At 37.9% G+C, this 12884-nt stretch carries 9 protein-coding genes and 1 pseudogene; 3 read left to right on the forward strand and 7 right to left on the reverse strand.

Annotated elements, in window-relative coordinates; translation table 11 throughout:
- Nucleotides 1-215 precede the first annotated feature (215 nt).
- Entirely contained in the window at nt 216-914 is a 699-nt protein-coding gene (locus FZC41_RS13810; RefSeq protein WP_148568027.1) for an MBL fold metallo-hydrolase, read from the forward strand.
- Nucleotides 915-1041: 127 nt separating this feature from the next.
- On the opposite strand, the pseudogene FZC41_RS13815 reads toward FZC41_RS13810, so the two are convergent.
- The 4 genes and pseudogenes from FZC41_RS13815 to FZC41_RS13830 all read right to left on the reverse strand — a co-directional run.
- Nucleotides 1042-1632: pseudogene (locus tag FZC41_RS13815) on the reverse strand (protein-L-isoaspartate(D-aspartate) O-methyltransferase); the annotation flags it as partial.
- Nucleotides 1633-1691: 59 nt separating this feature from the next.
- Nucleotides 1692-2819, reverse strand: a complete 1128-nt coding sequence (locus FZC41_RS13820; protein ID WP_148568029.1) for a DUF362 domain-containing protein — start codon at nt 2817-2819, stop codon at nt 1692-1694.
- Nucleotides 2820-3096: 277 nt separating this feature from the next.
- Entirely contained in the window at nt 3097-3297 is a 201-nt protein-coding gene (locus tag FZC41_RS13825; RefSeq protein ID WP_148568030.1) for a cold-shock protein, read from the reverse strand.
- Between the two features lie 329 nt (nt 3298-3626).
- Complete coding sequence (locus FZC41_RS13830) at nt 3627-5387, reverse strand: sensor domain-containing diguanylate cyclase (protein WP_148568031.1); 1761 nt, start codon at nt 5385-5387, stop codon at nt 3627-3629.
- A gap of 549 nt (nt 5388-5936) precedes the next feature.
- On the opposite strand from FZC41_RS13830, the gene FZC41_RS13835 reads away from it, so the two are divergent.
- Together FZC41_RS13835 and FZC41_RS13840 are read left to right on the forward strand one after the other, a co-directional pair.
- The gene (locus FZC41_RS13835; RefSeq protein ID WP_243136728.1) at nt 5937-8993 is read left to right on the forward strand and encodes a methyl-accepting chemotaxis protein; all 3057 of its coding nucleotides are present in this window, start codon (nt 5937-5939) and stop codon (nt 8991-8993) included.
- 184 nt (nt 8994-9177) lie between these two features.
- Nucleotides 9178-10296 carry a hypothetical protein gene (locus FZC41_RS13840; protein ID WP_148568032.1) on the forward strand — a complete coding sequence of 373 codons (1119 nt, stop codon included), beginning with the start codon at nt 9178-9180 and terminating at the stop codon, nt 10294-10296.
- A 146-nt stretch (nt 10297-10442) separates the two neighbouring features.
- Here FZC41_RS13840 and FZC41_RS13845 read toward each other — a convergent pair whose 3' ends face one another.
- From FZC41_RS13845 to FZC41_RS13855, 3 genes are read right to left on the reverse strand one after another with little or no spacing between them, the layout of a single operon-like run.
- Entirely contained in the window at nt 10443-11729 is a 1287-nt protein-coding gene (locus tag FZC41_RS13845) for a polymer-forming cytoskeletal protein (RefSeq protein WP_148568033.1), read from the reverse strand.
- Nucleotides 11730-11765: 36 nt separating this feature from the next.
- Complete coding sequence (locus tag FZC41_RS13850; protein ID WP_148568034.1) at nt 11766-12155, reverse strand: hypothetical protein; 390 nt, start codon at nt 12153-12155, stop codon at nt 11766-11768.
- A gap of 3 nt (nt 12156-12158) precedes the next feature.
- A complete protein-coding gene (locus FZC41_RS13855) occupies nt 12159-12716 on the reverse strand; it encodes an RNA polymerase sigma factor (RefSeq protein WP_148568035.1) in 558 nt (185 codons plus the stop codon).
- Nucleotides 12717-12884: the final 168 nt, after the last annotated feature.

A 12884-nucleotide genomic window follows, 5' to 3' on the forward strand; every position in this document is an offset into this window, starting at 1 on the left:
CTTATTTTACTATTTCCGAACGATTTTTTCAATATAATTTATAATGTTCGGATTATTTTTTTTATTTTCTTAAATTTATTGATTTTCTTTTAACTTTTTTCTCTTCATAAAAAATAAACGTATAATTAATTATGTTTGAGTATTATAATAGTTATGTTATATTCTATGCGAATTATTACCCAACAAAAATAAAAATTAAACAAGAGAGGTTCATAATGAAAATTTATCACCTGCACCATAGCGGATTCCTGATTCAATTTGATGACAAAACTTTAATTTTTGATTGCTTTACCCATATTCCAACCAGTTTGCTGCGCAAAAATATCCCCCACTATTTTTTTGTGACACACGGACATGGCGATCATTATACCGCGGACATTTTCTCAATGGATCGGATTTACAAACCCACATATATTTTAAGTTCAGATATTCCAAAAGTTTCAACATTCCAAACCCATACGATGGAGCCCTACCAGCATATGTCACTGGGCGGGATGGATATCAGAACCTTTGGCTCCACCGACCAGGGCCTGTCCTATTATATTGCCACCAACCAGCATCGAATCTTCCACGCCGGAGATTTGAATTGGTGGGATTGGGATACCAAGCTCAAACCAGAAATTGATCCTGAACAGGAAGAAATCGATTTTAAAGCAGAAATAGAAAAAATGAAAAATCTCCCCATGGAATTTGCTTTTGTACCAGTCGACCCGCGTCTGGGAGATTCATTCTACAAAGCCGGACAGTATTTTATTGAAACCTTTCACCCAAAGGTCATGATTCCCATGCACTTCATGGATGATTTTGGAATTATTAAGAAATTCAAAGATAAGATCGGCAATACCGAAACCATTATTCCTGAATTCAATCAACGGAACGTGAAAATTAAGAATACCTGGTCTGAAGAAATTTAAAGAAAATGCTTTCATAAAATATATCTAATTTTTCTATCTCTCATTAAGACTGAATCGTTCGGAGGGGTGAAAAATGAAGAAATTAGTATTTCAGGCTGGTTAGAACTGCCGATGCAAAACCGATTTTTTATTCTGACCAGCCATACTTTCCCTTCATTTCAACAAATTTCACCATAACCATCGATTGGATATGAATCTCTCCGTTGTTGTCCTTGATGATGAGTTGGAGTTCCTGGAGGCTTTCAGGCCCGATGGGTATGATCATTCTACCCCCGTTAGCAAGCTGATCCAAAAGATCCGTTGGTACACTCCCTGCTGCAGCGGTGACCATGATCCGATCATAAGGGGCATTTTCCAGCCAGCCTTCGCTTCCGTCCCCAATTTTATAATAAATATTAGTATACCCCAATGCATCCAATCTCTTTTTCGCCTCTTTTGCCAGCTCTTCAATTCGCTCAATGGTAAATACGTTCCCTGAAAATTTTGCGAGAAGCGCCGTTTGGTAACCAGATCCGGTTCCGATTTCAAGTACCTTGCACCCTTTTTCTGGTTCTAGAAGCCGTGTCATTTCCAAGACAAGACTGGGCTGAGAAATTGTCTGCCCGTGACCAATGGGCAAAGGTGTATCAAGGTCAGCAAATGTTTTCATTTCATTATCAATAAAATATGATCGGTCAAGACTATTAAAATATTCTATAAGTTTCTCATGCTCCATCTTCTTTTCCTCCCGTTTTACTGAATATCATTTTTTTTTTACAATGGCTGTTATTTATCTGACTATAATTTTGTTATTCTTCTGATCAACCGGATCAGTTTGTTCATGAGTGATGATTTGATCTTAATGGCATTGTGGGGACAAACGAACATGCAACAATAACAGCTGATACATTCACCCGTATCCAGAAACATCTTTTCGTCTTCCACTTTGATGCCGCCAATAGGACAGATATCAACACATTTATCACACATTTTACAGCGGGATGCATCAATGGAAAGATCTACATAGGTGTCCTTGACAAAAATACTATTTTTATTTGATGCCCTGTAGAGGTCTTTTTTAACCAATTTTTTAAAAGTCATCGGTGTGAATTCCCCCACAACTTCGATATCTTCAAAGTTTTTAATCATCCCCCTATTTTTTGCCTGAAGCAGAATAGGCAATTCTTCAGGTTTATATCCGATCATTTTAGCCGCAATACTATCCAGAGCCGCTGCATTAGTGGATGCAAGCACCCGGGCGGTTTTTACCGCTCGTCCCAAGGCCGTAGGTCCACCATCCAGACTTTCTATTGCGTCCATAACCGATAACGCTGGTTTTATAATATTATGCAAATCCAGAATCACATCCGAAAGTTCGAATTCATTCTTGGTCCAACGATGAATTTTCTGTTTATACCCCCCGGGAAGGCAGCCGAACATGTTCTTTACCGCACCTGATAAGCGCATCCCGGAATGAGTTTTAAGTTTACAGGCATTAATCACCATATCAACCTCAAGAAGAACGCTCGGTATATAAAGTTCTTTTAGCCCCACCAAGTTTTGATCAATTCTGATTAGCCGCTCTTCTTCAAAAGCAATCAACTTTGCATCATATTGTTCAGCAACTTCTTTTATTCCCGATGTTATGAACGCCTTTTGTGTAAGCCCGGTCTCGTAAAATGAAATTGATTCACCAATCAGAATTCTGCAGTTTTTTTCTTTTAATATCCGGCACAGTGCCGCAACTAAAGCATAATGAGTTATCGTATGCTGACCCGGATTGTTCTGTGACAGAATATTTGGTTTGATCAAAACGGTAATATTGGGAGAAATCACAACTCCGATCCCTTCAATCGCTGTTTTCACAGCTTGATAAACTTCTTCTTGTGTATAAGACTGGCATTCAACAACGGATACCTTTTCCATATCATCACTCCTTTAAATATAAATATATTTACCCTGCTCCCTTATGGTTTAAACACTCTAGCCTTTGCCGTATTATAATGACTCACCCCAGTTGATCCAGTCATTTTTAATAAAATCAAGCAAACGTCCTTTGTCTTATCTAGGCTTAAAATAAAAAAGGAAGATCACTGCAAATGCAGAAATCTTCCTTTTTTTATTTAATTTAAGACATAAAAAGACGCGATGCTTTCTAACTTAAAAAGTTAAAAGACATCGCGCCCCTTGTTACATTAAAAACTTATGCAACATGAACGTTTGTAGCTTGTAAGCCACGATCAGTTTTTTCTGTGTCAAAAGTTACGCGTTGTCCTTCAACAAGATTTTTACGTCCTTCAGCAACAATTGCAGAGAAATGTACGAACACATCTTCGCCACCATCTACTGAAATAAAGCCAAAACCTTTTTCCTCGTTAAACCATTTTACTGTACCTGTATTCATTTTGGTACCTCCTACATTTTAATTAAATCGTGATGCAAAAAGCAAAAACACATACTTTTAGAAACCATCTAAACGTAAAAATGACTTTCAAAAATATGTGAAATCAATCTATACACTTTAATTCTCTAATATCATAAGCTATTCTGGATGTTTTGTCAAATGTTTTTTACAAACCTTTATATCTTTTTATATTAACATTTCCCTTTGAACAACAAATTCAACTAATGAAAAATACTGGTTTATTCAAATAATCGAGTTTTATTATTAGCTGAATTTATAGTCCCAATTTTAAAGGCTTTTTCGCAATTCTTTCGGAAAATTTCTATTCTTCATTTTGCCACAACGCGGTTTCGCCCGCCTTTTTTTGCTTCATAAAGAGCTTGATCGGCACGATCAATGGTTTCCTCAAAGCGTTCTCCAGCTTTGTATGAAGTGACCCCGATACTGCATGTTTGATGATTTCCTTTAGGAAATATAGTCTGTTCAATTGTTTTGCGAATTCTTTCCGCCGATATTTTCGCGCCCTCAAGATCAGTTTCAGGCATAATAACGAGAAATTCTTCCCCCCCCCAGCGACTTAACATATCAATATCTCTAATTTCCTGTTTAAGCATTTTGACAAGATAGACAAGGATGGCATCACCAGCATTGTGTCCATGGGTATCATTGATACTTTTGAAAAGATCCACGTCCAAAATTAAAAAAGATAATTCTGTATCATAGCGTTGGCAACGTTTTATTTCAGCTTCAACAAATTCATGAGCTTTCACTCGGTTGTAGGCTTGCGTTAAGTAATCTCTTTCGGCAAGAATTCGGGACTCTTTGTTTACTTCCTCAAGTTCTTCTGTAACCGCTTGTATAAAATTAACCAAACGAGAAATAATCTGAAAATGTTTATTGGCAAAAGGATCCGAATTCTCAGAGAGTAACGGTTGGCTGCCCCTTTTGATTCTCTTCCTACTCTTTGCCCCTTCTTTCATACTAACCGCCACCATCGTCGCATTAAGAAGATGTATATTGTCAACTCGACCATAAAATTCACCCTGAGTATAAAATCCGAAGGTCGTTGCAATTGCTTCAAAAGGTTTCGTCTCTAAATCCACATCTTGTTGAAGCAGAGACAATCGGGAAACACAACTGTAAAGGAAAATCGATTCTGGATTGAAGATGTCGATCCGATCTTGAATAACTTGGGCCTGATCAATCATTGTTTTTGGATTTCCATAAGCAATCCGAAAGGTTTCTCCAACTTTTATATCAGAAAGAAATTTAATTGCGTTTTCTTTATTTGCTGCTACTGGAGTTTTAGCATACTCAACACCATCTCTTTTTAGCAATAAAGGATACTCTGATACATTTAGAAAGAAGTTCTCATCATTTTGAATATCAAGATAACGATGATATATACTAAAGGCCGGTTGATCATCGATTTTTTTAACCCATGGTCCATCCATTTCCGTAACAACCATCTCCTTACTTAATGCTTGCCATCCAAGGTATGTATGCGCTTCAATCTTAATGTAATTTCCGATAAAAGCCACCGCTACTACCCCTTTGGTTTGAACCTCATGATTAAGGAACAACAAAGAGTCTTCTGTCTCTGCAACATTCCCGGAGCCTCCTCCAAAAACAGGAAAAGTGCCCTTCAGGTTTGAGAAACCGGTCAAAAATTCTGCAACATTCATATTCGAAGTTGTTGCCAATAACAACACTCCTGCTATATTCTTACAAGAACTGCTAATTTTTTGTTGCAATGTCTTACCCAACGCTTTTGAATCATTACCGGATCCATCAACGATAAAACCTTTAACCATGGTTTTTTTGAAAAAAGTGATCGATAAGATAGTGGATTCGATGCACAATCCCCCATGAACAATCCCCCCCATACTTGATCCCCCTACAATGACAGCTGCGGGAAATGTTTCACTTAGGACAGCTTCAATACTCATAGCCCAGTCAGCCTCCATTTCTGGTATGAAGATCTGAATAAATACCGAAGATGATTCTTTGAAGATTTTTTTGATTTCATCCGTATGTACAAAGGCTGTTAAATCTCTTATCGTTTGTACAACGACTGTTTTACTGATCATGAATTTTTCCTCTATTCCAATTTACATTATTTTATACCTATAAAAACAATCATTTAAAACAAGATTAACAAGTATATTTACGTCTGTCGTTTTTTTATTGTACCAATTTTTCCAACACCTTACCAGTCTTATTATCAACAAATTTAAGTATTGTCCTATTGCAAGCAAAAGGTTTAAAAAGAATCGACAGAGTTGCCTATTAAATACCGGGATCGCTCAGTATCAAACGATCAGAATTCATTAATTTCACAATAAAGAACTCTGATCTCGTTTACCCATGAAAATAATAATCATAACAATGGCTTTCACACTGCTTATCGCTTAAGACTTAACAGAATCCAGTAGAAAGTTCAAGTTTTTTCAACAGAAACGTACAAATAATGAATCACTAAAATTTACAGTGAATAAAACTGGAAAATTTGCAAATAATGGTTATACTAAATAATATAGTTGTTGACATATTATTGAAATGCAAAAGCGTGTAATCGTTTTTTTATGTAAATATTATGTCAAATTAGGAAAGCATAAAATTGAAAAGAGGGTTATTCAATGAACGAGAATCAAACAAATGAAAAAACAAGTACTAAAAATGAAGGGCGAAAAAAAAGACATTTGTCCGCAAAACTAATCGGATTTATCTTTGCAATTCTTGCAGTTGCCGTAGTCTCCCTAGGCGTCATTTCATATAATATGGGATCCTCAGCGATTACAAATCGCTCAAACGATGATGCAAAAGAATATGCCACCGAAGGAGCTTCCCATATCGGCGCTATTATAACTGGAAATTTGGCAACACTTACTGAAGTTACCGGAAGAGCCGGTCTTTCTTCTATGGATTGGGCTACTCAGGTTGCAGCTTTATCGCCTGATGCCACTCAACTTGGTTATCAGGACATTGCAATCATGGATCTAAATGGCCACGCTAAATATGTACTGGGTGGCGGAGAGTTTGATTCTGCCGGCCAGTTTTGGTATGTAAATGGATTTAAAGGCGAAAGTGCTATTTCAGATGTTGCTGTCAGCAAGGTAACTTTACAACCCGTTGTTTTTGATGTCGCGCCGATTAAAAGCAATGGGCAGGTCGTGGGTCTACTCGTTGGCAGAAGAGATCCTACCTTTTTAAAAGATATCACCAATGCTTTAGGGGATGGCGTTGAAAAATACGGTCTTGTCGTTAATTCAGACGGCGAACTCATGGCCTATCCCGACGATCAGGTAATTATGAATCAGACTAATGTATTTGATGACATTGACAAAAATGGACCTTTTAAAGACTTCGGACAAGCCCTAAAAGATCTTGGAACCAGGCAAACTGGCATGCTTTCATATCAACATAATGGCGAAACAAAAATTGCCGCCACCGCACCCATTCCTGGGACCAATTGGACGTTGGTAATTACCGAAAATCAAACGAACGTCCTGGCACCCATGATCAATTTAAGAAATGCCATTATAATTGCCTCAATTATTGTTTTCTTACTCGGTGGTCTCACCGCCTACATTTTAGCCAAGCGTCTGACCGCCCCTATTATTAAGCTTAAAGATGCCGCTGATAAATTGGCACTTGGTGATGTCGATGTAGAGGTTATTCCAACCAGTAATGATGAAATTGGCGAACTCATGATCGCCTTCGGCGAGATGGTTAAAAGCAGAAAACTTCAGGCCCAGGCCGCTCAGCGTTTAGCTGACGGAGATTTCAGTGTTGAAATCAATCCCGAGTCTGACCGAGATGTTCTCGCCTATTCCCTAAATTCAGTCATCAGCGAAATGAATAAACTTCATGATGGCATGGAAGAAATTAAAACCGCGATTATAGAGGGTCAACTGGATTTCAAAGGAAACACAGACAACTATCCCGGTTCCTATAAAGATTTTCTTATCTGCGTGAATAAAATTGTGACTACCTTTAAGAACCCTCTCAAAGTTGCCATAAAATCCATTGAAAGAATTGGGGATGGTCGAATCCCGCCAAAGATTACAACCGAATATCGTGGGGACTTCAATGCCATAAAAAACAATATCAACTCCTGTATTGACGGTTTAGGTGCCTTGAAAGAAGGAAATGAAGTTTTAGCACTGATAAGCCAAAATGATTTTTCTGCAAAAATTGAAGGAAGCTACCAGGGAATATATGCTGAAATAGCTGAATCGATTAATGGCATTCATGACAAGCTGGTTCATATTGTTGATATTTCCAACCATATTGCAACCGGTGATATGACTGACCTTGCAGAACTGAAATCAGCTGGAAAACATAGTGAAAATGATAATCTAATACCAAGTTTAACAGCCATGATTGAAAACATTGTAATGCTGGTTGATGAAACGGATAAAATGGCTCGCGTGGCTATTGAAGGCGATTTGGATAACCGTGGTGATCTCAACGGTTTCCCAGGCGAATATGCCAAAGTCATCCAAGGCTTTAATAACACCCTGGATGCAGTCACTGCCCCGATACAAGAAGCTTCTCGGGTATTAAACGAACTGTCACAGGGCAATCTGAGCATTGCCATGGAGGGTGATTTCAAAGGACAAAATGGTAAAATCAAGGATGATATGAATAAAACTGTTAAATTTTTGAAACGCTATGTAGATGAAATTTCCGAAACATTAACACTCATTGGTGAGGGTGATCTCAGCCAGGAAATCACGACTTACTATCATGGTGATTTTGTCAATATTAAAATTGCCATCAACAACATTACCACACATTTAAGCGAAGTCATGGCCGAGATTAATGATTCCGCCGGACAAGTCGAATCAGGTGCTATACAAATATCCGATGGCGGTCAGGCCCTAGCCCAGGGAACAACCGAACAGGCAAGTTCCATTCAGGAACTAACCGCCTCTATTGAGGAGGTTGCCGCAGAAACCAAGCGCAATGCACTTGGCGCCAACGAAGCCAACAATCGAGCGATTGAAGTTCGAACGAATGCACAGATTGGAAATGATCGAATGGAAAAAATGGTCACAGCCATGGTAGAAATCAATGATTCATCTAACAGCATTTCAAAAATCATCAAGGTCATTGACGATATTGCTTTCCAAACAAATATTCTAGCCTTAAATGCCGCCGTTGAAGCTGCCAGAGCTGGACAGCAGGGGAAAGGTTTTGCGGTAGTTGCAGAAGAAGTTCGTTCACTGGCTGCAAGAAGTGCAGAAGCTGCCAAAGAAACAACCAGCCTCATTGAAGGATCCATTGAAAAAGTGGAAGTTGGAACAAAGATTGCCGACGAAACAGCTGAAAGTTTGAGAGATATTTTAAATCATATTGAAAAAGTTGCTAGCTTAGTTGGGAATATTGCCCAGGCTTCCAACGATCAAGCTTCAGAAATCGCCCAAATCACTCAAGGGATCGAGCAGGTTTCTCAAGTGGTTCAAACCAACTCTGCTACTGCTGAAGAAAGTGCTGCTGCCAGTGAAGAGCTAACTGGCCAGGCACAAATGCTTAAAGGCATGGTGGATACATTTAAACTGAAAAGTCACGACAATATCGGTTTGGGAATGAAGGAGCATCCAACCGTTTCAAAATCCGAAAAACAATCAGACAGTTCTGCTCCTAAACCAAGAATCGTATTAGATGATATGGAAATGGATAAGTACTAACTAAACTTTACTATTGATGATTTATCCACAAAAATCCTTTCGGGTTCAATTCACACATGAATCCGAAAGGATTTTTGTGCTCTTTGTTCAACCCTGATATTCGTTTGTTATTTTTTAATCAAAGTCCTTTTTATTATTATCCTGCCATGTTATACTTAACTTACTAATAATGGAGGTTTTTTCTATGCCATTGACTTTTTACGGTGAACGCGGTCTTGTAACTAGCATTATTCTTGATATGGGAACCGATATCGCAAAACAAAAAAAATTTTTAAAAACGATCAAATTTTCTGATAATTATGAACCGACCTGGATTTCTGATACTGTCAAAATTGATTTTATCGTTGAGCCCTCACTTTCCCAGTTTGGCAGTCCAAATCTGATTATCATCGCTGAAGAAAAGTTCCTTCAACGCCATGTTATTTTTGTTGAAGCCAGAATTTGCGCTTATAATGATGCTTCAGAAAAACTAAATGTCAGTTTACTGCCTAATTCCTATAAGGGTGTGTCCAATAAACTGAATATTAAACTTGCCCTGATGTATCGCTTTGCAAAAGCCTACAACAGCATGAAAGAAGACAGTGTTATTGAATCAGCCAATACCGCTTCAAAAGTCTATCATGATGTCCCAAGAACCTTGAAAAAGCCGAGTATGATTAAATTGTGTATCGAAAATTTCGGATACAATCCCGATTTCCTATTCGTTGCCTTAACCAATGATCCGATGGATGTTATCCCTTTTAAGAACAAGAAATTTCTTCCCGCAATTGGGGTCACAAGCTGGCACACCGAAAGAAAATCATTTGGTCTTATTTCTTATGCTATGCTGGATGATAACAATATTATTGAAAGAACACACGGTTATTATCCCATTGCTAAACGGAACTTTCTTCATTTACCCGCTGAAATCGGGACCAACGACAATGATCCCTCTGTCAAAACAATTGTTATGGATCAATGGAATCCGATCTTAAAGCTAAACCTGGAAGAATTTATTCTCTCCTTATCGGACAAACTGACAACCGGAAAGATCATTATCTTCAATGGTTCCTACAGTGTCAAATCAGCCGACGGAAGAACCTTGGTCAAACTCTTTGCCGATAAAGATAAAATGTATATCGCTCTGAGAAACGATAATATACCGGAACATTTCGAAGACGAACCGAAAATAAAAATCGGAGTTGGACCCAATGCCAAATCCTTTGTGCTTATTTACTCCGGCACAGATGATCTGACTGATGATCAGCCCAATAAACTGCGGGATGACCTCACCCGAATTATCATTGATTTTGTCGAAAGATAACGTCGATAACACCAAATTTAAAGGCCAATTGTTTTATCATTGTATGTGGCAAACACAAACAGAAAAATCCTGTTTGTTATGATGTCCACAACCAGATAAAACAATTGGCCTTATTCATTTTACTTTTCAGCGCTTAGATCGGATTCTTATTTGTTTTCCTCTGAATCTTCAACTGACTGATTTTCATCTTTTTCTTCAATCGCTAATACCTCTTCGGCAACGTCATTATTAATTTTTTCAGTAAATACAAGTTCTGTCATTAAATCTCGTTCCTCTTTTAATTTTCTGTTGGTGAAAAGGATATTGTATCCCATAAATCCCAGTCCGAAAAGCATCAGGAAGAATCCCACGAAACCACCTAAGAAAGGGATGAATTCTAAAATAATCACAGCAGCAGCAATAATTAAAACTGAAACGAAAGAGCTCAACAACGGTTTCATTTTATCATTAAAGAACCTGCCCAAAAGTTTTGAGAATACGACAACTGCTATCGGCATACTGAGGATGCATGTTGCAATAATCAGCAGCGTCATGGCAATACCGAAAGGCACGTAAATAATAAAGGACAATCCTATCAGTAAGGGTGAAATAAACAGCAACGCCGCCCCTATTCCCAGCGATGCCAATATATGCTTTTTGGCCATAATACCGGTATTTTCGTTGAAGTCTTTGGTCAGGAAAGTAATCAATAACCAGATAACCAGTATAAATGCCAGCTTGGTAATAATGGATAAAATAATGGAACCAATACTTGTTCCTTGATCTTTTTCCACTGTCTGTTCCTTCACTTGTTCCCAATTAATTGTTGGTACTGATGCATTAGCAGATACAATGGCTTCATTAGCACTGCGATTATCAATTGCTCCAGTAACTTTAGCATTGTTGCTGATAATCAACTGTTCTACATCTGATTCCACATAGCCATTCACGGTACCGTTAATGTTTGCATTTCCAGCATTGAAACGAAGGTTTCGACCAACGTTTCCATCCATATAAGCGCGGGAAGAAGCAATATAAAGATCCCGATTGATCGTTGCGGTATTACTGATGGTCACATTATTTCCAGCTGAAAACACATCACCATCGACTAAACCATTGATAGTCACCTGATTTCCGGCGGTGTAAAGATTCCCATTTATTTTCCCGTTAATGGTAACGGTATTTCCCGCTGCAAAAACATCGCCGTTGTATTCCCCGTCCAGGATAACCGAATTGCCAGCAAAAAAAGTAGTTGAATTAAATACCGATTTAACCGCGATATTGGAACCTGCAAAAAACAAATCATTGTCCGATACCGTCGCATCTGTAATACTAATATTTCCTGAGTTATCGTAATAGCCCTCATATTTTTCCGAAGCGCCAAAAGCCGTTGAAACAGTGATGAGCAGAATCATCACCATCATTAAAACTGACAAACTTATTTTTTTAAACATTACCCTATCTCCTTCATTTTTATTACAATCACGTGTTTACCAAAATCTCTGTTCATTTTTTAAATGCGCAATCAAGAAATAAATTCCTGTGCATATGAGTACTGAAAAGATGAATGAAAGGGCCCTAAAACATTCCCATAATTGATTTGAATAATCAATAACCATGCTGGTAAAAATCGAAACTAGAAATGTGTTCTGACTGGCTGGAAAAATCGCACATCTGATCATGAGAACCGAAAAAGCCATCGCTAATACAAAAATCAAAGGATAAAACCAATCAATGGAAGTGACCGGTTCATTTGCTTTATTAATCCGCCTCATAATGCTTAACTTCTGGCTTTCAAATGGTATGGACAAAACAAAATTTTTAACGGCTTCATCCTTAAATCCCAAACATTCTATTATCATCTTGTCTAAATTTTCCATGTCTCATTCCTCCTTCATCATATTTTTGAGCTTGCTGCAGGCCCGATTTAATCGTGATGACAATGTCCCCATAGGAATTTTTAAAAATTCGCAAATGGTCTTATAATCCCAATCATAATAAAACCGTAGAATGACGACACCCCTGAGCTCATGGGGCAAACATTCCAGATGCTTTTTCATCTCTCCAAAATCCAGGGAATCAATATTATTGTAGCTCAGGGCCGCGTCATTATAAAAGGATTCACTGTTTTCTATATCATCAAGAGAGATCATTGTTTTTTTCTTTCGTAAAAGATCAAAACACCCATTATGGACAATTTTTAAAAACCAGTTTTTAAAATTACTCCCTAACCTGTACTGCTTGATTTTTGTGAATGCTTTTATAAAACTTTCAGCTACCACATCCTGTGCATCAAATTGATTATTAAGAAGGGAATACGCATAAATATAAGCATATTTTTCATAGCGTTCAACTAATGGTTCGAAATATTGAGAATGACCGCTGGCAATATACTTCTCGATCAGCTCATCATCCAATCCCCCTTCTTTATATTTTTTCAATCAAATTATACCTCCGTTTTTTCTGCACACTTATATAACGAGACCAAGTCGATTTTTCTTCCCGAATTAATGAAAATATTTTTTTAGAAAAACTGCCGATTCCGCATACAGGAAAAAGCCGATAATAGCAGACGGTGTATCTGGAATTTTCATTCATATTTCATAAGC

The organism is Acetobacterium paludosum, assembly GCF_008086595.1.
In the GTDB taxonomy this organism is placed as follows: domain Bacteria; phylum Bacillota; class Clostridia; order Eubacteriales; family Eubacteriaceae; genus Acetobacterium; species Acetobacterium paludosum.